Source organism: Mesorhizobium sp. M2E.F.Ca.ET.219.01.1.1 (assembly GCF_004016445.2).
Classification (GTDB): Bacteria; Pseudomonadota; Alphaproteobacteria; order Rhizobiales; family Rhizobiaceae; genus Mesorhizobium.
Map to the genome: position 1 here is coordinate 11,739 of NZ_SADT02000002.1, position 22,230 is coordinate 33,968.

General features: G+C 59.0%; 15 protein-coding genes and 6 pseudogenes. 17 read left to right on the forward strand and 4 right to left on the reverse strand.

Features of this window, described 5'->3' with window-relative positions; all coding sequences use genetic code 11:
• Window positions 1–342 precede the first annotated feature (342 nt).
• The 6 genes from EN862_RS10530 (at window position 343) to EN862_RS10560 (ending at window position 9,245) form a co-directional block, all read left to right on the forward strand.
• Window positions 343–2,013 carry an ABC transporter substrate-binding protein gene (locus tag EN862_RS10530; RefSeq protein ID WP_126101842.1) on the forward strand — a complete coding sequence of 557 codons (1,671 nt, stop codon included), beginning with the start codon at window positions 343–345 and terminating at the stop codon, window positions 2,011–2,013.
• 1 nt (window position 2,014) lies between these two features.
• Window positions 2,015–3,010 carry an ABC transporter permease gene (locus EN862_RS10535; RefSeq protein WP_126101841.1) on the forward strand — a complete coding sequence of 332 codons (996 nt, stop codon included), beginning with the start codon at window positions 2,015–2,017 and terminating at the stop codon, window positions 3,008–3,010.
• Entirely contained in the window at window positions 3,007–3,939 is a 933-nt protein-coding gene (locus tag EN862_RS10540) for an ABC transporter permease (protein WP_126101840.1), read from the forward strand. Before EN862_RS10535 ends, EN862_RS10540 begins: the two co-directional genes overlap by 4 nt.
• Window positions 3,936–4,946 carry an ABC transporter ATP-binding protein gene (locus EN862_RS10545; RefSeq protein ID WP_126101839.1) on the forward strand — a complete coding sequence of 337 codons (1,011 nt, stop codon included), beginning with the start codon at window positions 3,936–3,938 and terminating at the stop codon, window positions 4,944–4,946. The genes EN862_RS10540 and EN862_RS10545 overlap by 4 nt, the downstream gene beginning before the upstream one ends.
• On the forward strand, window positions 4,939–5,940 hold the full coding sequence (locus EN862_RS10550; protein WP_126101838.1) for an ABC transporter ATP-binding protein: 1,002 nt from the start codon (window positions 4,939–4,941) through the stop codon (window positions 5,938–5,940). The genes EN862_RS10545 and EN862_RS10550 overlap by 8 nt, the downstream gene beginning before the upstream one ends.
• Window positions 5,941–7,130: 1,190 nt before the next feature.
• Window positions 7,131–9,245: a S9 family peptidase gene (locus EN862_RS10560; protein WP_126101837.1), complete on the forward strand. Its 2,115-nt coding sequence runs from the start codon at window positions 7,131–7,133 to the stop codon at window positions 9,243–9,245.
• 400 nt (window positions 9,246–9,645) lie between these two features.
• Here the strand turns inward: EN862_RS10560 and EN862_RS10565 are convergent, their stop codons facing one another.
• A complete protein-coding gene (locus EN862_RS10565; RefSeq protein ID WP_127229477.1) occupies window positions 9,646–10,455 on the reverse strand; it encodes an IclR family transcriptional regulator in 810 nt (269 codons plus the stop codon).
• A gap of 698 nt (window positions 10,456–11,153) precedes the next feature.
• Between EN862_RS10565 and EN862_RS36795 the strand changes: the two genes are divergently transcribed.
• Window positions 11,154–11,474 (forward strand): amidase family protein, encoded by a 321-nt coding sequence (locus tag EN862_RS36795; RefSeq protein WP_245490127.1) that lies wholly within the window; start codon window positions 11,154–11,156, stop codon window positions 11,472–11,474.
• A gap of 414 nt (window positions 11,475–11,888) precedes the next feature.
• On the opposite strand, the pseudogene EN862_RS10575 reads toward EN862_RS36795, so the two are convergent.
• Both EN862_RS10575 and EN862_RS10580 read right to left on the reverse strand, forming a co-directional pair.
• A pseudogene (locus EN862_RS10575) lies at window positions 11,889–12,230 on the reverse strand (transposase); the annotation flags it as partial.
• Window positions 12,231–12,261: 31 nt separating this feature from the next.
• Window positions 12,262–13,480: pseudogene (locus EN862_RS10580) on the reverse strand (IS256 family transposase).
• On the opposite strand from EN862_RS10580, the gene EN862_RS10585 reads away from it, so the two are divergent.
• Both EN862_RS10585 and EN862_RS10590 read left to right on the forward strand, forming a co-directional pair.
• The gene (locus EN862_RS10585; protein ID WP_245490130.1) at window positions 13,479–13,871 is read left to right on the forward strand and encodes an ABC transporter permease subunit; all 393 of its coding nucleotides are present in this window, start codon (window positions 13,479–13,481) and stop codon (window positions 13,869–13,871) included. The pseudogene EN862_RS10580 and the gene EN862_RS10585 overlap by 2 nt on opposite strands.
• A gap of 1,143 nt (window positions 13,872–15,014) precedes the next feature.
• Window positions 15,015–16,181, forward strand: a complete 1,167-nt coding sequence (locus EN862_RS10590; protein ID WP_126101834.1) for a Xaa-Pro peptidase family protein — start codon at window positions 15,015–15,017, stop codon at window positions 16,179–16,181.
• A 76-nt stretch (window positions 16,182–16,257) separates the two neighbouring features.
• On the opposite strand, the gene EN862_RS10595 is transcribed toward EN862_RS10590, so the two are convergent.
• Entirely contained in the window at window positions 16,258–16,923 is a 666-nt protein-coding gene (locus tag EN862_RS10595) for a TetR/AcrR family transcriptional regulator (protein WP_126101833.1), read from the reverse strand.
• Window positions 16,924–17,054: 131 nt separating this feature from the next.
• On the opposite strand from EN862_RS10595, the pseudogene EN862_RS37370 reads away from it, so the two are divergent.
• From EN862_RS37370 to EN862_RS36565, 8 genes and pseudogenes are all read left to right on the forward strand, one after another.
• A pseudogene (locus tag EN862_RS37370) lies at window positions 17,055–17,333 on the forward strand (hydantoinase/oxoprolinase N-terminal domain-containing protein); the annotation flags it as partial.
• A 110-nt stretch (window positions 17,334–17,443) separates the two neighbouring features.
• A pseudogene (locus tag EN862_RS37375) lies at window positions 17,444–17,548 on the forward strand (hypothetical protein); the annotation flags it as partial.
• 193 nt (window positions 17,549–17,741) lie between these two features.
• A complete protein-coding gene (locus EN862_RS36805; protein ID WP_245460083.1) occupies window positions 17,742–18,326 on the forward strand; it encodes a hydantoinase/oxoprolinase family protein in 585 nt (194 codons plus the stop codon).
• Window positions 18,232–18,846: a hypothetical protein gene (locus EN862_RS36810; RefSeq protein WP_245483997.1), complete on the forward strand. Its 615-nt coding sequence runs from the start codon at window positions 18,232–18,234 to the stop codon at window positions 18,844–18,846. Before EN862_RS36805 ends, EN862_RS36810 begins: the two co-directional genes overlap by 95 nt.
• Before the next feature lie 62 nt (window positions 18,847–18,908).
• A pseudogene (locus tag EN862_RS10605) lies at window positions 18,909–20,436 on the forward strand (hydantoinase B/oxoprolinase family protein).
• A complete protein-coding gene (locus EN862_RS36545) occupies window positions 20,433–20,759 on the forward strand; it encodes a hypothetical protein (RefSeq protein ID WP_210211891.1) in 327 nt (108 codons plus the stop codon). The pseudogene EN862_RS10605 and the gene EN862_RS36545 overlap by 4 nt, the downstream one beginning before the upstream one ends.
• 108 nt (window positions 20,760–20,867) lie before the next feature.
• Window positions 20,868–21,521: pseudogene (locus tag EN862_RS36555) on the forward strand (hydantoinase B/oxoprolinase family protein).
• Between the two features lie 242 nt (window positions 21,522–21,763).
• On the forward strand, window positions 21,764–22,102 hold the full coding sequence (locus EN862_RS36565; protein WP_135897370.1) for a hypothetical protein: 339 nt from the start codon (window positions 21,764–21,766) through the stop codon (window positions 22,100–22,102).
• Window positions 22,103–22,230: the final 128 nt, after the last annotated feature.

Sequence of the window (22,230 nt, forward strand, 5' to 3'; positions counted from 1 at the left end):
GGGGAGGCAGCCCTAACTTAAGGTACTACTGCGTCGATTACATTGAGGCACCCACGTCTTGAACGCTAAATGCGGCGACCCAGTGTTAACCGCGAAGAGAACCACAGAGCCGGCAGGAACATGGATACGCCGACAGGAGCTTGCAATCAGCTCCACGATCAGAGAACCCCATCTAAATCCTAGATACCTGCGATATTGATTCTGTTCTTGCATTCCGTCTTTGCCCGCGACCATCATCTTCAACGCAAACGAAGGGAACCGCTGCATCACGCCAAGACATGGCCTAGGCTATGCGCGTTCGGTTTGAAATTGCGGTGCACTAGAATTTAAAGGGAGGACAGAATGAACGAGTGGCAGCTCAACCGCCGTGCCATGATGAAGGCTATGCTTGCGGGATCAACCGCGCCTTGGATCATGCACTCAAACGCGTTTGCCTCGTCGTGTGGTGATCATATCGTGCGCTTCGGCACAATGGGCACCCCGGACACGATGAACCCTTTTGCGAGTTATGGTTCCTTCTGGCCCCTGGTTTTCTCCTATGACTGCTTGGTGGGTATGGACGCGCAGCGCCACGAGGATCGGAAGGGGTTTGCGAAGGAGTGGTCCGTCGCTGACGACAAGCTCACCTGGACCTTTAAGATCTGGCCTGGCATGAAGTGGTCGGATGGTCAGCCTGCGACGGCCAGGGACGCTGCGTTCACCTATAATTATCTACGCGACTCCATTGGCAAGCCCGACGAACTAAATCGGGGTCTCAACAACACCGACGGCATGGACCAAATCGATCTCATAGAGGCTGTTGATGATGAGACTTTGCAAATAGTAACGAAGGCTCCTACGCGCTGGCCAATTGACAACTACCTTCTAATTGTCCCCGAGCACATTTGGAAGGATATCAGCTACGCCGATGCTCGCGGCACTTTCCGCAATAATCCCCCGCTGGTGGGAACTGGACCTATGATCGTTGCGGAGTTTAAACAAGGTCAGTTTGATCGCCTCACGCCAAATCCTTATTTCCGTACAGGACAGCCAAAAACTGCCGGCATGATATTGCAATACGTCACGACAATCGATTCAGTCGCGCAGGGTTTGAAGAGCGGCGACCTCGATTACGGCAGCGGTCTCACGGCCGCCCAATGGGCCGACCTCTCAAAGGATCCCAACATAAAGGTCGGTGAATCGCGCGTTGAGCAGCGTAATTATTTGGCCTTTAACACTCTCTCGGAGAAGGGGGCAGGCAGCACCAAGGCCCTGCAGGACCCGGCTTTTCGCGACGCGATCGGCTATGCGATCGACCAGAAGGCCATCGTCGACCGAGCTTACCGCGGGCACGCGGACCCTGGCGTGGGACTGGTAATGCCGGTGGCGGCCGATTACTATTCGGACCTAAACGACATCAGGCGCCACTTCGATTTCGCCGAGGCAGGCCGCCGACTCGATGCCGCCGGCTATCGCGACAAGAATGGAGACGGCGTCCGGGAGGACAAGGAGGGCAACAGCTTCCAGCTCGATCTGATTACCGGAAAGTTCTCGGGTGTCCTCGAGATGCCGATTGCGGTCGTGCAGCTTATCGCTGGCTGGCTGCAACAAGTCGGCATACCTTTATCGGTTACCCAACTCGACTCCGGCGCGCTCACTGCCCGCACGGCGGCGCCGGCGGATGGCGGCGGAGGCTGGGATTTGCTCGTAGCCAGCAACTGGCCATCTCCCACACCTCACGACCTGCTTAGGATGGGGAGCAGCAAGGCCATCGGCAACCCAAACATGTCATACTGGACCGATGACAACTTCGAAAAGCTCTTGTCCGAGGTCGACAGTACCGTCGACCCTAAGAAGAGCCAGGAACTGGTCGATGAGGCGGCGCGCCTCATTTATCGCGAAGCACCCTATATCATGCTATGCTATCCCCTCGTGCTCGACGCCCATCGCACAGATTGTTTCGAGGGCTGGGGGACACAGGACATGGTGTCGATGTGGACCTATTTTCCGTTCGATCGCTTGAGGTCAATCTGACATGGCTGCCAATGGTGGCCGGACCACGCGGCACATTGGGCATGCCCTTCTCAGAGCAGCCGTAACGCTTTCGATGGTAGTAATTCTGAACTTCATTTTATTCAGAGTCATTCCGGGCGACCCCGCTAAATTGCTATTGGGCGGGGCACGAGTTTCTGTGACCGCTGAGCAGTTGGAAGCGCAGCGGAAGAGTTGGGGCCTTGAGCGGCCGCTGGTGCCGGACCAGCTTGTCGACTACGTGTCAGCAACGCTTCATGGCGACCTCGGTTATAGTTTCAAGTTCAGGGGCAGGCGGGTCGCAGGCCTGCTCTTGGAGCGGCTGCCGGCCACTATTGCACTGGTCGGCATCGCTCAGCTCATCGCAATCGTTGTGGGGGTCACGCTCGGCATGTATGCGGGCTGGCGCAGGGGAGGAGTCGTCGATCATATCACGACGGGTGCCTCTCTCGCCCTCTATTCAACGCCATCGTTCTGGGTCGGCATGCTTCTGGTGGTCATCTTTAGCACGGCATTGGGCTGGCTACCTGGCTACGGTGGATATTCTCCGGGCGCGCTTAAGGGTTCTCTTGACTTATTGTTAGATTATCTGCGGCATCTCGTACTTCCCGTGTCCGCAGTGGCTCTTGGTCTGATCGGGCAATACGTTGTGGTTTCTCGTGCTGCTATGAGCGATGTTGTCGCCGAGGACTACATGGTAACTGCCCGGGCTAAGGGGCTGACTGACCTCCAAATGTTGATGCGTCACGCCTTTCGCAATGCAATGCTACCAGTCATGACCTTGGTGACGCTAAATCTTGGTTATGTAGTGGCGGGTGCTATTACCGTCGAATCTGTATTCGCATGGCCAGGCATAGGCAACTTAACTGTTGAGGCACTCAACGCGAGAGACTATCCAGTTCTGCAAGGGATATTCCTATTGCTTGGTGTGTCGATCGTTGTCGCGAACCTCGTCGCTGATCTTACTTACGGTCTTCTCGATCCAAGAGTTAGGCAATGAGTGAAAATACTGTTCAATATTCTAAGCGCAGCCGAGAGCGGGCTATCAAAGACTTTCTGCGTCAATTTCTTGGTCATGGCGGGGCTCAGCTGGGTATAGTATGCCTTATCTTCTTTTTTGTGCTGGCAGCGGTGCCGAATATTCTGGTGGGACCTCTGCAGACTGCGATCAATGCAACCGGCGACTTCCTCGCACCACCATCAAGCCAGCATCTGCTGGGGACGGATGAGGTGGGGCGAGACGTGCTCAATCTGGTCGTCCATGGTGCCCGGATATCACTCACGATCGCGCTGCTGGCGACTGTAATCAGCCTCATCGTCGGCACCACGGTCGGAATGACCTCGGGCTACTTTGGTGGCTGGGTGGATGTCTGGCTGATGCGCATCACAGATTTCTTTTTTGTTATGCCTTCATTCGTGCTCGCGCTGGTCATCACGCCTGTGGTCCTTGAGGTGATGGGGCGCGGTGGAGACATCCTTGGCTTCCGCCCTTCTCTTTTTGTGATCATTGTTGTCATCGGCATGACCAGCTGGGCGTTCGTTGCTCGTATCGTTCGCAGCCAGACACTCTCGCTTAAGGAGCGAACATTCGTTGATCGTGCCCGGGTGGTGGGAAGCAGCGATTTCAGCATCATGGTACAGCACATCCTGCCCAATCTCGTGCCGCAAATTGCAGCCAATGGCGCCTTGGTCGTCTCCGGCGCAATCTATATCGAGACTTCACTCTCGTTCCTTGGGCTTGGCGATCCCTTGCAGCCTTCATGGGGCACGTTGCTATCGCTCGCTCAGCGCGCCGGCGCCGCCAGTGCTGGAGCCTGGTGGTATCTTGGCGCCCCCGGGCTGTGCGCGCTTACGGTTGCGCTTAGCTTCGTCCTGATTGGCAATGCCCTCGACGATACGTTCAATCCACGCCGGAGGGTGATCCCATGACAGAACCCTCCCGGAGCACGGCGTTGCTTCTGAACGTCGACGGGCTCTCTGTTGACTACAAGCTCAAGGGCCTTTCATCGCGTGCAATCGATGGCGTAAGCTTTGCGCTTCGAGCCGGAGAGGCCGTTGCCCTCGTCGGTGAATCGGGCAGTGGAAAGACCACGACCGCAATGGCGATTGCGGGTCTGCTATCGCCCAACGCGCGGGTAAGCGAGGGCGAGGTACGCTATCGCGGAGAGCGACTGCCTATCAATGACGATGTCGCCATGCGGCCACACCGCTGGAGCGAGACGTCCGTCGTCTTTCAGGGCGCGATGAATGCGCTCAATCCCGTTCACCGCATCACCAAGCAGATCGCCGAGCCATGCATCCTGCGGCTCGGTTTGTCGCGCAGCGAGGCCACCGTGCGGGCAAGGGAGCTGCTCGAACTGGTCGGCATTCCGGCGGACCGCGGTGCAGCCTATCCTCACGAACTGTCGGGTGGGATGCGTCAAAGGGTGATGATTGCGATGGCACTCGCATGTCGCCCCTCGATTGTCATCGGCGACGAGCCCACCACGGCGCTCGATGTCATTACACAGGCTCAGATTCTCAAGCTCTTTGGGGACTTGCGATCGAAGCTTAACCTTGCCCTGATTTTGATTACCCACGACCTTTCTGTTGTTGCCGAGACTTGTGATCGCGTGATGATTATGTACGCTGGCCGCATCGTCGAGGATGGCACTGTCGCCGATGTCTTCGCGCAACCCAAGCATCCCTATACCCAGCTGCTGATCGAATCGATACCAAACCCAGCAAACGGCAAACGGATGATCCGGCCTATCCCCGGTGATCCTCCCAACTTGGTGAATCGACCCTCAGGCTGCGCCTTCCATTCACGTTGCCCGTCTGCAATGACGGTATGCGCGACCGAAGTCCCCAGCCTCGACGAAGTCCGGCGGGGCCGCGTCGCCTGTCACCTTCACCGGCCCTTGACGCAAGAGGACAAGGTCGCAATTCATGCCTGACACTGCCGACATCCTGCGTCTGGAAAGCCTGCAGGTCCACTTCCCGATCCGTGGCGGATTCTTCGACCGTGTTCTGGGCCGACCTGCCGGTGCAGTGCGTGCGGTGGACGGGATCGACTTGAACGTCGGACAGGGTGAAATCGTTGCCCTGGTCGGGGAATCGGGGAGCGGCAAGACGACAGTGGGCCGCGTCATCACCAAACTTGCTCAGCCGACAGGCGGCAGGTTGCTGTTCGAAGGCCGAGACATGACGTCGGAGCGAGGCTCCTCGACCCTGCGTCCTTACCGGCGTCGCGTGCAGATGATCTTCCAGGACGCCTATCAGGCGCTCAATCCGCGACACACCGTATTCGATATCGTGGCGGAGCCGTTGCGCTCCCTGCGGTTGGTCGAGAACCATTCCCAACTTACGGAGAGGGTCAGCGAAGCGCTTGCGGCAGCCGGGCTTAATCCTTCCGGCGATTTCTTTCCCCGCTTCCCGCACGAACTGTCCGGCGGGCAGCGACAGCGGGTCGTGATTGCCGGAGCGCTTGCCGTGAAGCCGGAACTCATCGTCGCCGATGAACCTGTGTCGATGCTCGATGTCTCGATACGCGCACAGATTCTTCAGGTCCTGGTGGATTTGCGTGACAAACACCACATGGCGCTGCTGTTCATCACCCACGACCTGCCGCTCGCGTGGTTGATCGCCGACCGGATTGCGGTGTTGTATCTTGGGCGACTGGTGGAAATCGGCACAGCGGATCAGATCACGTTCAACCCCCGCCATCCGTATACCGTCGCGCTGCGCAACGCCACGCCGCAGATTCGCGGCGACGCAGATCGCAGCAAGCTACCGGCCCTGCAGGGCGAGGTTCCAAGTGCCGCACGCGTGCCGAAGGGCTGTCGTTTCCATCCGCGCTGCCCGCTTGCCTTCGACCGCTGCAAGGAGGAGGAGCCGCCGGCCCTCGAAGTGGGACCACAGCATATGTCCGCGTGTTGGCTGACAAAGTGAAGGTCAGCCAATGCCGGTCAGTAAGGGCTCAGTGGTTGATACTCCAACCCCGTGCAAATCATCGACTGGTATGCTGTTTATGGGCGGGCTCCAGGCGGCGGTTGCGGGCGTTTGTCGCCTTGCTGGGTCGTTGCCGAGCCCATCGTCCCCCAAATACCTCCTCGAACTTCGCCCGCTTGTCGATCATCTCGTAGCTTCTCTTCCGAGAGACTTGATCTCTGGAGGAGGACATGCGGATGAAGATCCCACTGCGCATTCAACTGGATTTGTTCGCGCCCGCTGCGCCACCAACCGACATGTCCGACCGACGATCGGCTGAAGCGAGTGGCTCTGTTGCAATCGCTACTCATCGAAGCGGCGTCCGTGCCAGCCGACGGACAGTCGATCCGCGAACCTGAAGGAGGCGGGCAATGAGCAAGATCACCGCTGAGCACCTTTGCCGACCATCGTCTACATCCGGCAGTTGACAAGCTGCCAAGTCATGAACAACCGCGAAATCCAGCGGCGCCAATACGGCCTGGTCGAGCGAACTCGCCAGTTGGGCACAAGCTGCTGCTCGAGATAGTGCGGAGGCACTGGCCGTCAATCGGTCCGTTGAGAACACAGAGCCAGTCAGTTGCGTAAGGCGCCAACGTTTAACCTTCGCTCGCGGCCATGCGCGGTTCACAGGCGCTTGCTTTTCGGCCCCCACCTCGAGCGTACAACTGGCCATAACTTCGATTCGACGCGATCGACGTTGCCTGGCCGTGCACCGCACCGGCCTGTCCCCGCCGCCGGCGAGCATTGAGCATCTGGATTCGCGATAGCTGATAGCTTAATTCTATGCTTGTCAATTCCGGCATAAGCTTGAAGGTCTAATCAATAGCAAAGCAAGCGAGCTGCAGGGCCATCATCTAGGTAGCTGAAACGGTCGCCCGCGTGTTTATGACTATGTAACAGCGGATTTTTTGCAGTTCATGTTATTAATGATGGCTGAGAATAGCATGCACGTCGCTATTGTAAGCAAGTTCTGCGTCGTGCTGAACGCTATGCTGTCAAAATCGGAAAGAGAAAAACAATGAGGCATCTCATGGGTCATGATTTCTTGAGCGGTTTGCTCGCTAGTCGGGCGGGGGGCATTAGTGAAGAAACTATATTTTTGAGGGCTGCCGCGGCAATCCTTACTTTTGCTTCCACGTGAGGGAAGTGTGATGGGAGACAAACGCCTACAGCCGCCGCTTCCCCATTCCGAGCCGCGGATCAGGGTGCTTCATGACGACGTAACAATAGACCGGTATCGATGGCTTCAACACCGGGAGAATCCCGATGTCCGCGCTTATCTGGAAGCCGAGAACAGCTATGCGGAGCAAGCGACAGCTCACCTGAAGGGGCTCAAGGCGGAACTCATCGCCGAGATCGAAGGTCGTCAGACCTGCGAGGGCGTCGCCGCACCAGCGTTCCAGGTTGGACCTTTCGAGTACTTCCAAAGTCACGAGCGGGGCTTGTGTCATCCCGCATGGTGGCGCCGGCCGGTGACCGGAGGCTCGGCCGAGCTTGTTCTCGATCCGAACGCGATTGCTGGGGCCGAGGTCTTCTATCAGCTCGGTGTGTTCGAGCCGAGCGACGATGGGCGTTACGTGGCGTTCAGCTTTGATCTCATCGGCGACGAGCGCTACGAGTTGAGAGTGCGGGACATGGCCGCCGGCCGTGACATATGGCGCGACTCGGGTCGCGCCCGGCGCGTTGTCTGGGCCGCCGACAATCACACGCTCTTTCTTACACGGGAGCGGAGTGATCGGCGGCATGTCGATCAGATTGTCCGCTTGGACGTAGACGTCGGAAACTTCGAGGTGGTGTTCGAGGAGGCCAATGAGCGACTGGCGGTGCTGGTTCGGCGTTCTGATAGCGGCGCCTGGTTGTTCCTCGACGTAGTTACGACCTATTCCTTCAGCGTTCAGCAAGGCGCTGTAGAGGTGTGGTGTCTTCCGTCCGACGAGCCGCAGGGCAAGTGGCGCCGGATCGTGAAGCGTGAACTTGGGCACGAGATCTATGCCGAGCACTGGGGCGACAGGTTCCTGTTTCGGGTGGACGATGCTGGACCGTACTGGCGGCTCGTGTGTGCGCCGATTGACGACCCGTCGCCATCGCGCTGGGAAGAAGTCATACCACATCGGAACGGCGTGACCCTCGAGGAGGTCCACGTGCTCGAACAGCATCTGGTTGTCCTGGAACGAGAAGGTCTTCGTCCTCGCCTGATCTCGCGTAACGGAAGCGGGCGGGTTGGGGCCACGATCGTTCCCGACCAGCCGAGCTGCACTCTAATGGTCGGCCTGTCGGCAGGGGGGCACTGTTCGGTCGCACGGCATCCGTTCCGAAGCTCGAAGTTGACCTACTCGGTTAGCTCGTTTGTGACGCCGGACACCGTCATCGAGCATGATCTTGTCGACGACCGATCGGCAGTCCTGTACCAGGCCCGAATTCCGGGATATGACGCGGCTCAATATGTGGCGACGGTGGTCATGGCGGAGGCGGAAGACGGGGTGCAGGTCCCGATCTCCTTGGTCGCGCGGCGCGATCGAACAAGCCCGGGGCCGGTACTATTGAATGTGTACGGCTGTTACGGAATACCGAGATGGCCCTCGTTCTTCTCGTGGCCCTCATCCATAACAAAGCGCTTGAGCCTGCTCGATCGCGGAGTTGCTTTCGGCATCGTGCACGTACGAGGGGGCGGTGAGCTCGGACGTCCATGGCACGAGGCGGCTACCCGCGATCAAAAGCGCATTACCCACACAGACTTGATCGCCGCTGCAGAGGGGCTCGTTCAGCGGGGGATTGCCATCCGCGACGGCATCGTCATTGAGGGAAAGAGCGGTGGCGGGGGTACCGTGCTTGCCACGGCCGGCTTGCGGCCCGACTTGTTCCGCGCCGTGCTCGCCGAGGTTCCAGTCGCCGACATCCTAGATACCGAACTGGACTTCACGATGCCGTACGCGCTACATGAAACGGCGGAGTACGGAGATCCCCACATCGCCCACGAGTATCGGTACCTGCGCAGCTACGACCCGTACTACAACCTCAGCGCTGATCGCCCACTTCCGCCGACGTACATCGACGCCGCGCTCGACGACGGCCAGGTGCTCTATTACCAGCCCGCTCGCTACGTGGCGCAGCGTCGGTCCTGCGCGGCCGATCGCGATCCCGAGCTTGTCTTCCGCATGCGGATGGTGGGCGGCCACAGCGGCGCTTCACATGGGCCTGGTGTAGCCGAGGAAACAGCATTTCGCATTGCCTGGACGCTCGACCAGCTCCGACGAACAAGCAGCTGAACTGATGCTGTCACAAGTCCTCACGGATTGTGGTCAGACGGAAAGTTTGTCGTCGCCTATGATTATGTGGGCGCTCGGGCGGCCGACAAGTTAAGCAGCCGATTTGTGGACCCGCCTTCGTCCAGCTCTCGGCGCTTGCGTCGGCAATTTCGGGACAGGGACAACCGGCAGCCGAGCCTGAAGTGTACCTCGCATAAATCACCTTGGCTCGTCTGCGGGGCCGGGCCGGGTCCACGCCGCCGCAAAGCCCGCCGGGGCGTGGAGGGCGTAATTGCTGCCGTTGCTCTTTTGAACGAAAGATGTCATCGACGGCAGACGCGAGAGACTTTCGGACCTCGCCGTAGCGCCACATGAAGCGAATACCGATGTGCTCAGGTCACTGGGCATGTTGCTTTGCTGATCATATCGTCTGAGCACCGTGATGTCCTAGACGCCGCGAGATGGTTGCCGCCGCATTCATGACAAGAGGCGCCAGCTGGCGTTCACTTTGCTGGGTGAAATGAAAAACCGGCATCGTAACGGCAATTGCGGCCACAACTCTCCCCCTCCGATCGTGGATCACGGCCGCGATGGCGGCGGTTTCGGGAATGAACTCCCCCACATTCAGCGCGTATCCTCGTTCGCGCACGCAACGCAGCTCGCGTTCAAGCGCGTTCCCCTCGGTGATCGTGCGGTCCGTGTAGCGCTCTAGCCCGAGCGCCAAAACCTCTTCCAGGGTTGACCCAGGCATCTGCGACAGCATGGCTTTTCCAGTAGCCGTGCAATGCGCCGGATTGCGGCGCCCCGGTGCCGCGATGTGCTTGATCGACCCAGGACCAAGTACGTGCTCGATGTTGATGGCCTCCGTCTTGTTCCAAAGACTGAGCGAGGCCGTTTCCCTCGTGCTCTCGGCAAGTTCCTCCAGATAGGGTCGCGCCACCCGGACCACGTCAAGTTCAGCAAGAAGCCTGCTCGCCAGCGCGATGAGCTCAACTCCGAGCACAAACCGTCCAGTCTCTTCATCGCGCTCGACGAATCCGTTGTGCTCAAGCGTCGACAGTGTCCTGGAAACCGCGCTTGCATGCTGTTCTAGCCGCCGCGCGATCTCATTTACTCCGATCGGCCTTTCACTCGCGCCGACGATCCTCAGCAGATTCAATGCCCGTTGCACGGTTGTAACCTCACCACGGGCTCGGTCACGGGCGCTCGGGGGATGTTTGACAGAATTCATCGATGACTCCTCAGCTCCACTGGACAAGTGTTCACACCCCTGTCACGTTTCAAACCTAGTTGCAATACAGTTGCATTATCTGCAACACGGACGAGGTCTCGACGAGGTAAATTCGTGCTGAAGTCCGGTCATTCTCACGGGCCACACCTCCTCCTTGGATCCTCCTTGTTCTCAATTGGGGACTGAACAATGGCGATTTCACCAGCCGACCGCACAGTTCCATCGTTCTGGAGACCTGCGTGCCGTCGATCCGATCGCTATTGAGAGTGATGTCACGGGTACGCTTCGGCATTGGCAAACCGGGCAGGTTGGGAACGCAACTGCGACAGCCATCAATAGAGCAGTTGGTGAGTAAGGATCTGTCGAATGAGAATGAGCGAATATGCCGACCACGATGCTACCGATTTGGCCTCTCTCGTGAAGGCGGCCGAAGTGACGGCCATGACGAGGTCAATCGACGCATCAACGCCGTCATAGACTGTCGAGACAGTTGTCGTCTCGGACGAAGGCATCTTGGGCGGAGTACCTTTCCTTCGCAAGGATATTGGCGCTACCGCATCTCGGCGCCCTCAAGAACAGGGGAGCCGTCTCTTCAAAGGATATCGGCCCCGAACCGACAGCCATTATTATCGCCGCGCGCGAGACGCAGGGCTCCGTACCATGGGAGAACAACATGCCCGGAGTTGGGTACCTCAGGTATGAGTGAACTCAATGGCATTACCGCCAATCCATGGAATCTGGAACGATCTGCAGGGGGTCCTCATCGGCGCTGCCGCGACGGTCGCTGCCGACATCACCCCCTTGCACATGCCAGCGACGGCGGCGGGTCAATTCGCATTCCTGCATCCTGGTGCGGTCTTTTCGGGCTCATTCCGATCCCGCGGACGGATTTCAGGTCCAAGACGCTCATTTGGTCGCACTCGCGAATTTGTTTTCTGTCGAACGGTGCGCGACATGGCCGCCGCATTAGACGTCCTTTCGGACCCTCATCCTGGAGATCCGTTTATATCATGGTCTAGCTGGAATGACTTTGCACATGGCGACAACCGCGGGTTAGAAGTCATCGCGTCGGTCGGGCTGCCAGCCGTGTGCGAAGCGCTCTCTGCCAAGCTGTAGAATTGTGACGAGTTGCAGTGCACAGAATGCGCGAAATTACTTCCATAATGGAGATAGATCAATGACCGGAGCACCACACCTTACATTCGATCTCGAAGCGCCTGGCGTGAGCATAGGTTTCCTCGTTGTGCCCAAAGGCGCAGGCTGCGAGGCCCTTTCGTTCCGATTTTCTGCCTAAATAGGGGCCTGTTGCGCAGTAGCGGAGGGATGTTTGAAGGGATCGGATTGCAGGGGGTTTCGCTCGTATTCTTGAGCTCTGTCGCCTTGGGTGGGGGTTGGCGGCGGTGCGGCCTCTTGCGGCCGGATTGTAGGCGCACCTATCCCGTGATGGCGGTCCATCGGCGCATGTTGAATGCGATCGCCGCCATCGTTACCTGGGCGGTCGCCTTGGCCAGCCCGACATAGGGGATTGCGGTCAATCTCATACGGTTCTTGAGCGTGGCGAAGGTGGTCTCGACCGTCGCCCGGCGTCTGGCGATCAGGCGATTGTAGTGCTTGAGCCGCGGCGGCAACTGCGGATGATGCTTGTTGGGGCGGCGCGCAATGCGCACCTTCTTGCCCTCGGCCTTGAGCCGGGCGCGGCGGGCATGGGTGTCGTAAGCGGCGTCCGCCCACACCCTCTTCTCGTCGCCACGGATCAAATCATCGGCCATGGGGGACTGTCAGGAATTCCGTGTGCGGGTGGGCGGTTCAACATTGTGCCGCCATGGCTTTGATGAAGCGATTCGCCGAAGATGACGGCAAACTGGGCCTTGGCCATGGACCACTCACGTGGCGGCATTTTCCACTCTTTTCGGACCGGTTCAAGATCAGGTAGAGCAGCTTGGTGGCCGCGCCATCGCTGGGGAAGTGGCCCCTGGCCCTGACAGCCCGCCTGAGCTTCGAGTTCAGCGCCTCGATCGCGTTTGTGGTGTAGACGATCCGGCGGACTTCGTCAGGGAACGCAAAGAACGGGATGACCTCGCCCCAGGCACGCCGCCAGCTCTGGCCGATGGCGGGATAGCGCTGGCCCCATGGGCCGGCCTCGAACGCCGTCAGCGCCTTTTCGGCAGCATCGGCATAGACGGCGCGGTAGATGTCCTTGAGCGCTGTCGCAAGCCCTTTGCGGTCTTTCCAGGAGACGAAGTCCATGGAGTTGCGCAGCAGGTGGACGATGCAGGTCTGAACGATCGCCTCCGGGAAACGGCGGTGATCGCGTCGGGGAAGCCTTTCAGGCCATCGATGACGGCCAGCAGGATATCATCGACGCCGCGGTTCTTGAGCTCGTTCATCACCGGCAGCCAGAACTTGGCGCCTTCATTCTGCTCGAGCCAGGCCGAGTACCTCCTTGGCGCCAGCGGCGCGGACGCCCAACGCGATATGGATGGTTTTGTTGCGAACCATCCCTTCGTCCCGGGTCTTGACCCGGATCGGGTTCGAAGAAAATGAGCGGATAAACCGGATCGAGCGAGCGCTGTTGCCAAGTGGCGACTTCATCGAGCACGGCGTCCGTCACCGTGCTGATCAGATCCGGCGACACGTCGACGCCATACAGATCATGCAGGTGCCCGGTAATCTCCCGGGTGCTCATGCCGCGCGCATACATTGACACGATCTTTTCGTCGAAGCCGGGTAAGCGACGCTGATACTTGGCGATTAGTTGCGGATGGAAACTGGCGTGGCGATCACGCGGTATGTCCGGTTTCCGTCGTCACGGTCTTGCGGCCGTAGCAGTTACGCGTATTGCCAGCGCCTTCGCCGCTCGCCAGATGATGGTCCATCTCCGCGTTCAAGGCGCGCTCGGTCAGAGCCTTCTTGAGCGTATCCAGCAGGCCGCCCTGTTCGAAGGCTGCACTGGCTGCGCCTCCTGCCAGAAGCTGGTCGAGAAGATCATTTGGATCGCAGGCTCTTTAATCCTGGCGCAGAGCATTGGGGCTACAAGCTACGTAGTCGTGATTGTCTCAGCGACTTTAGCCAACTTTGATAGACGTTTAGAGCAAGCTGCCATGAGCATGGGGGCGGGTCCCGTCCAGACCTTCCGACGAGTAACTCTGCCTTTGATTCTGCCTGGTATCCTGGGAGGGGCCGTTTTTGCCTTCATTCATTCATTTGACGAAGTGGTGATAACCTCATTGGTACGCGGTTACTCAATCAAGACCTTACCGCTAAAGATGCGGGAGAACATTAGTCATTCGATTGATCCTACAATCGCCGCGGTTTCCTCTCTGTTAATGCTCCTGCCTGTCCTTTGGGTGGTCGCCATTTATTTTACGTGGTGGCGCTCAATGAAGGAAAAAACATCGTCTCATGCGGCGATTTAAGTGCCGGCAAGGCCCACAAAGAATACTCTGTTCTTCGCAGCGAGGCGGCAAAAGCGATAGTATGGTCAGGGCATTGCAATCGCTGCCGACGGCGGGATCCGGTTCTCTTGCAGGTCGGGCGCCAGTCAATTTAAGATCGCGAAGCGGTGTCATGTGCAATCGTTCCCCATGCCGCACTTTCATTCAAGGGAGCGCGTTCCGCCTAGATGGCAAGCATTCCGCGCGGCAAGCGAGATAGTAGGTTGTGTCTGTAAGTGTCGTGACCGAAGATGGAGCTGCAACAGGAACAGTGCACGTCGGAGCGGTGGCGCCGCAGGTGAAGCGGTTCACCGCGCACCTGGGGAGGTTGTGCGGGCAGAACGGCTTGCCCCACTATGCCGGGCGAACCTACGCACCACCGTGGAGCCTTTTTCGTCCGTCAAAAATTGGGGGAGCTTCAGGGTCTTAGGTCAGGGCCGTTGAGAGAAACCTTCTGCGGATTGGATGCATGGGTCCATGAGAGACTCCGCTTCCATGCTTCCAACCTCAGGCCCGCCGCCTGGAAGAAAGCGGTTCATTAGCGCCGCGCATCAAGCGTTGGTTCAAATCCGGTCGTGGCCTACCACCCGCTTGGCGAAGACATGGGAAGGGTGGCACCCGCAAAAGCAACCCAAAAGCACCGCAAGGGCAGCGGATGGGCCACGCCGAGGATTGTTCCTGGGGGAGCATCTCGCTTCTAGATCATGACATATGCAAACTGAATTTGACGCAACTTGAGATCGACAGTTAGAGGATCAATAGGCGACGTATGCACAGAGGCGAAACTTTCCGGCATCTGCAGAGCTTGGCGCCACAAAGGTCCTAACCTCGGATGTCGGCTGAACAACGCGCCATCCAAACATCCGGAGACTGCACACAACGCCAGAGGCTGAGTTGCCCTGATCTTTCGATCCGTTGAAATGGGGTACGCAGCCACAATCATCCAAGAGACATCGTGGCCTTCGTCAGTATCTCTCAATTGCTGACAATCCCATTCATAGAGGCAGACGATTCTACCCCTCTAGTTCCCCCGCGCTTTACGCTTTTCGGACACTTGGGCGCGTGCTGTTGCCCTAAATTACCCTACCGACGGACGGCCCCACACCAGGCAAGGAGTTAAAACCAATGGCGATGCCAAAAGGACCACAAGCGTTTCCCCGGGCTGAATATCTGCGACGGCTGTCCGTAGTTAAGGCGGAAATGGAAAAACGCGAGATCGATGCCTTATTGGTAAGCACTTCGGCGGATATCACCTATCTTTCCGGATACACTGCCAAATCTGGCTACATCCCGGAAGCGCTGATCGTTTCCTTGAAAGATGAGGAGCCGACCTTTGTGACGCGCCGTTGTGATGCGCCGGGCGCTGTTCATCAGATGTTCTTCGATAGCAATCGAGTTATTGGCTATCCAGAAGCGCTTATCGCAAACCCTGACAAAGATGGCTATGATGCAATAATTGATTTCCTGCATGAAGGTGGCCTTGCGGGGCGGGTGGGGATGGAAATTAAATCCCTCAGGCCGGAATCGGTAGAGAAATTCAGGACCCGGATGCCGGACGCCAAAATCGTAGATTTTAGCAAAGCAGTCGCTTGGATCCGGCTAATTAAATCCGACCTTGAAATCGCTATGATGCGGGAGGCAGCGGCGATCACTGATGCGGGAATGTTGCGAGCGGTAGAGGTAATCCGGCCCGGCGTTAGAGAAGCTGATGCTGCGGCAGAGATCATCTCGACGTTGATCCGAGGTGCGAATGGCAAGCCAAGCACGGATTTGTCGCACTTTCTTTTATGTGCTTCACCGCGTTCCTCCACGCCGCATATCAGGTGGGCAGAAGATGTTTTCCACGACGGTTCGCAGATCAACCTCGAGTTTAGCGGCGTGCGTCATGGGTATACCTCTGGGCTGATGCGAACTCTGTCAATCGGCAAATCGTCGGAGCAGTTGCGTCGAGTGCACGAGGGAGAGGTAGCAGGACTGGAAGCTGCGCTTGCCGCGGTCAAGCCAGGTGCCACTTGTGCCGAAGTCGCTATGGCTTTCAATAAAACGCTGAAAAAGCACGGTTTTGCGAAAGAAACCAGATGCGGCTACGCCCAAGGAATCGAGTGGCTGGAACCAACGGCGAGTCTCAAGGAAGATGACCTGACCGTGCTTCGGCCGAACATGACTTTTCACCTGATGCTCGGAAACTGGATAGACGAAGACTTCGGCTATGTGATCAGTGAAAGCTTCCGCGTGACCGAAAGCGGCGCCGAAACATTCTCTCGCTTGCCACGAACAATCTTCGAAATCTGATTACAGTTTGCCGCGCACCTCCCATCTTTGAAAAGAAGATCGGGCGGGCGGAGCGACACTACGCGGGACTCAGCGTTCACGCGAGCACGTAGCGGCGGATCACTTCCTTGATCGTCGCCAGCCGCCTGTCTGCTTCCTGGTCTTCCAGAATGCTCTTGCCGAATGACACTTCGACCGTATAGGCCGTGGCTACGCTGAACCAGCACTGGCTCGATAGGGAGATCCACAAATCAGCTGGATTGAGGTTCTTCCGAAACACGCCGGTCGCCTCGCCGCGGGCAATAATGCCACCCACGAGCGTCATGAGCTTGTCGATTGCCAATTCTGAGCGCGGCACTGAGCGCAAATTGTCGCCATGATGGAGATTCGCGATTCCAACCAGCACAAGGAACCCAGGATTTTTCCGATAGTAAGTGAGCGTGAACTCGCATAGCTGATCGAGCGCGACCATCGGGTCGGCGGAGATTGTGAGCACGGCTTCGGCCTCGCGCATTCGCCGATAGGCGTTGACGAGTACCCTCTGAAACAACAGTTCCTTGCGCTCAAAATGGCGATAAACTAACGCCTTGTTCACTCTGGCCGCCTTGGCGATACTTTCCATCTTCGTACCGCTCAGGCCATTCGCGACGAACTCCGCCTCGGCAGCGGCCAGAATGGCGGCGCGCGTGCGCGAGCTCTTTTCCGATATGCCATGACCTTCAGCGACTTGCGGCTGGCCTACGTTGGCACGTGCTACGATCATACGTTTGCCTTTCGAATCGGACGAAAACTTAGTTTGTTTCCTAAAAGAAAACTGCGAGGCCTGCCCATAATATGTCTTGCCAGACCATACAGCATTGCTTACGGTAACGGAAACGTTATCGTTACAAAGCGGTGAATGAGCAGGCGCATTCGTGTGCATCGGACGTCGGTGGCACATTCACCGACAGCATCGCATACGACGAGGCTACCCAGACCATAACGGTTTCCAAGGTGTCGACCACGCCTGTCAATCGTGCGCAGGGCACCGTGACCGGGCTGAAGCGGGCTCTTCTTCTGCAGGGCGGCACCGGGAGTGAGGTCGTTTACGTCGGCCATGGCATGACCACGGCGACGAACGCCGTCATTCAGCGCAAGGGAGCGCGCACGGCCTTCGTGACCAATCGCGGCTTCCGTGATATCCTTCTGATCGGCCGGCAGAATCGACCGACACTGTTCGACATTACAATCGTCCGCCCGAGCAACTGGTACCGCGGGACCTCTGCTTCACCGTCCGCGGTCGTCTGGCGCCGGGCGGCACGGAAATCGAGCCGCTCAACGAGGCGGATGTGCATGAGGTCGCCGCTGCGATCAAGGCGGCCAATGTAGAGGCTGTCGGCGTCCTGTTCCTGCACTCCTATGCCAATCCGACTCACGAGGAGCGCGTACGCAAGATCCTCGAAGAGTCGCTTCCTGGCGTCGCCATCTGCATCTCCACCGAGATCAATTCGGAATTCCGCGAGTACGAGCGGGCGTCGACGACGGTCCTGAACGCCTATCTCCGCCCCGTTATGCAGAAAATACCTGGAGTCGCTGCACGGTATGCTCGTAGATGCGCGGGAGGGGCTCGCGCTTTCCAGCGAAAAGCCAATGATGGTCATGGACGCGGCAGGCGGTCTCATGAGCCTCGACAGCGCGCGGATAAAGCCAGTGCACACAGTCCTGTCCGGGCCGGCCGGCGGCGTCGTCGCCAGTGCCCATGTGGCCCAACTCGCCGGGATTCCTGACATCATCACCATGGATATCGGCGGCACCTCGACCGACATCAGCCTCATCCGCAACGGGCGCCCGGAAATCACGCGTTCGGCGAGCCTGGAGACAGTGCCTATCCGGCTACCGGTCATCGATATCAATGCAATCGGCGCGGGCGGTGGCTCAATCGCCTGGATCGACGACGGCGGCGCGTTGCGCGTCGGTCCGATGAGTGCGGAAGCCGTGCCGTGGCCAGTCTGCTACGGCCGCGGCGGGATCCTGCCAACCGTTACCGACGCCAATCTCGTGCTCGGTCGCTTCGACGAGAAGTCGCGACTCGGTGGCGATCTCGGTCTCGATCTGGCGGCTGCGCGCAAGGTTATCGAGGAAAAGATCGCCAACCCGATCGACCATCATCCGCTCGCAGGTTGCTAAGGCGAACGCGCATCTCGACCATGACGGCGTGCGGCAGGAAAAGCGCGACATCGAGGTCAAGATCGACGTGCGCTACCTCGGCCAGAGCTACGACCTGCCGATCCTCGTCGACATAACCGATAAGCATTTCTGGGACAAGCTTCCGGACAACTTCCACGCCGCCCACGCTGCACGCTTCGGCCATGCGGATCCCTCGAACCCGATCGAAATCGTGGGTATCGGCGTGACCGGCATCGGCCGGATCGACACGCCGGTCTTGCCGAAGCTCGCCGAGGGAATGTCGCTACCGCCTCCAGCCGCACTCAAGGGATCGCGCAAGATCTATTTCGAGCCGTTCAATCAGCTCGAAAGGGGCGAATTCCAGGACGCGCCGATCTACGATCGCGCCGCGCTTCTGGCCGGCAACACGATTTGCGGTCCTGCGGTGGTTGAGGAAATCTCGGCGACGACCATTCTTTATCCCGGCGACCGATTGACCGTCCATGTGTCCGGCAACATGATCGTTGAGGTTGCGCAATGACCGGGTTTGATCCCCTCCGCCTCGAAGTCCTCAAAAACGGCCTTGAAGCGACGGCTCAGGAAATGGGTGTCGTCCTGAAGCTGACATCATTCTCGCCGAACATCAAGGAACGCATGGATGCCTCCTGCGCGATCTTCGATGCCAAGGCGCAACTCGTTGCGCAGGCTGAGCACGTGCCCGTCCATCTGGGCTCGATGCTGAGGGCGGTTGGTCCGACCCTCGCCCTCATTGAACCACTGGCACAGGGTGACGTCGTCATTCTCAACGACCCCTACGTCGGTGGCGCGCATCTGCCCGACATCACGCTAGTCGCTCCCGTGTTCGTCGAAGGCCGCTGCATCGCCTATGTCGCAACCCGCGCGCATCACTCCGACGTCGGCGGCATGGAGCCGGGCTCGATGCCGGGCCGCTCGACCGAGATTTTCCAGGAAGGCCTCATCATTCCGCCCGTTCGCCTCTATCGTCAGGGTACCGAGCAGACCGACATTATGGCAATGATCCTCGCCAACGTGCGGACGCCGGAAGAGCGTAAGGGCGACATCAACGCCCAGCTCGCAGCGCTCCGGATCGGCATTCGCCGCATTGACGAACTGGCCCATCGCATCGGCTCTCAAACGCTCGAAGACGGCTTCGCTGCCATTCTCGACTACACGGAACGTCGCGTGCTGAAGCGGCTAGCCGAACTTCCGAGCGGCAGCTGGACGTCGGAGGACTGCCTCGACGACGACGGCTCGAGCGACGATCCGGTCGTGATCAAACTGCGCGTGGATGTCATGCCTGATAAGATGGTGCTTGACTTCACCGGGTCTTCGCGCTTGCGGCGCGGTAACATCAACGCCGTCCAGGCGATGGTTCATTCATCGGTCTTCTACTCCATCAAGATCCTGATGGACCCGACGCTGCCGCCGAATTCCGGCGTCATGCGCCCGGTCACGATCCTGATTCCTGAGGGCTCGTTTCTCGACGCAAAGATGCCGGCCGCCGTTTGCGCCGCCAACACCGAGACGACGCAGCGTCTGGCCGACACGGTACTGAAGGCGTTCTCGCAATTCGCGCCGGACCGGATCGCCGCCGCGAGCCAAGGGACGATGAACCTCGTCGGCGTCGGCGGTCGACCCGCGCAACGGCAAACCGTACACTTACATTGAGACAATCTGCGGCGGCCAGGGCGGGCGGCCGATGGGCCCTGGCATGAGCGCGGTGCACGCCAACATGTCGAACACGCTCAACACGCCGATCGAGGCGCTAGAAATCAGCTACCCGATGAGGGTGGAACGCTACGAGCTGCGCGAAAACTCTGGGGGAGAAGGCGCCAATCGTGGCGGTGACGGCGTCATCCGCTCGCTGCGTGTCATCGGGCACGAAGCGCGTGTCTCGTTGCAGACCGATCGTCGCCGGTTCAACCCCTATGGCCTGCATGGTGGCATGGTGGGGGCGACAGAACGCAATTGGATAGAAAAAAAGGGAGAGCTCACGAGGGCGCCCAGCAAGGGAACGATGACCCTCGACGCTGGAGATGCGGTCATCCTGGAAACGCCTGGGGGAGGTGGTTGGGGAGCTCCGACCGGTAGAAGAGAACCGAAGGAATGAATTTGAAGGGCTTTGACATTGCCGCAGCGAAAATCCGGGCGCTGTCGTTCATGGCCGTTTCGCAAGCGTTCTCGGCTGCGGCTCACACACCGACCGGGTGGTGTTTGGCCACGAAACAGCCCGACAGCTCCGAGGGCAAGACACACAAAGTCTTCGCCGAACAGGTCGAGGAGTATTCCGGCGGCGATCTCATCGTCACTGTCCATCCGTCTGAGCAACTCCACAAGGAGAACGCAATCGGGCTCGAATGCGCTCGGTGCGACCGAGATTTTCCAGGAAGGCTCCGCTTGCCGTTCTTAAGCTCTACGACGGCGGCGTCCTGAACGAGGCGATCTGGGAGATTATCGGCTTCAACGTCCGCGTCCCAGGTATTGTCCTAGGCGATCTGAAAGGCACAAATGGCTGCCTGCACGGCCGGTCGCCGGTCCTTCATGGAGTTGCTCGGGCATTATGGCCTGACGGAAATCCTTGCCTACGCGGAGGAACTTCATAATTACGCCGAGCGGCTCACGCGCGCTTAGATCACCGAGCTACCCGATGGCGTTTACACATTCACCGATCACATCGACGGGCTCGGCAAAACGCCCGAGCCGATCATCATCAAGTTGGCGGTCACGATCAACGGCAATCGACTGTCGGTCGACTTCGCTGGATCGTCGAAGCCGGTCAAGGACGGCATCAACACCCCGCTCCCCTTTACCAAAGCAAGTGTCTATACCGCGCTGCGCTCGGTGATGAAGTCGGAAATACCGAACTGTCGCGGCTTCGAGCGCGCCATAGTCGTCGCCGCGCCGCTTGGCACCGCCGCAATTCCGTGCATCCCGCGCCCTGCGGCGCGCGCGGAATTACCGGCTACCGAATTATCGATGCGATGTTCGGGGCACTCGCGGCTCCGTTGCCCGATCGCTTCACCGCCGACGGGATGGGCGGATCGAGCGTCCCGACCTTCGGTGGCTGGCATAACGGCAAGCCCCTATGTCTTCACCGAGACGGTCATGGGCACCTGGGGCGCTGGTCAGTCGCATGATGGCCAGGTCGGGGTACCGCACATGGGCGCAACCAGGCGAATGTGCCGATCGAGATGATCGAGGCGAGTTACCCCTCCGCATCCGCAACTACGGCACGGTCTCCGACACCGGCGGTGCCGTCGCCAGCGCGGTGGCAACTCCTTCATTCGCGAATATGAATTCCTTGGCGAGGATGGCATTTTGTCGCTGCGGTCCGACAAGCTCGCCTTCCCGCCGCATGGTCTCTTCGGTGGTGAGGTCGGTGCCGGCCCGGACAGCACGTTGTCGCGCAAGGACGGCGCGAGCGGATCCGCCTGCCGGTGCTCGTGACCGAGCCCTATGAACTGCTGAAGGGCGATATCTTCCGTCACGTTTCGCCGTCGGGCGGTGGCTATGGCGATCCGCTCGATCGATCGCTCGACGACATCCGCTACGATCTGCTCGAAGGCTACAGCATGCGCGCTCACCTTGAGGCGAAATACGGCGTGATCTTCACCGACGGCGAGGTCGATGCCGCCAAAACGTCTGCCGCGCGTGCCCGCTTGCGCAGCGAGCGGGCAATAGCCCAGGCAAAGAGCACCCAGGGCGTCTCGGCTCGTGGCGCCGCCCCTAGGCGATCGGCCCGAAATACCGGCAGACGTGCTCACCCCCCGACTTAAGGCACCCCAAAATCTGTTCCGTGAACAATCTCGCTCCTAGATGACTACGATATACAAACTGCGTTTGACGCACGTTGTTGGCCGATTGATGGTCCTCTGTAACGAATGTGCGGCGGCCAACCCAGCCA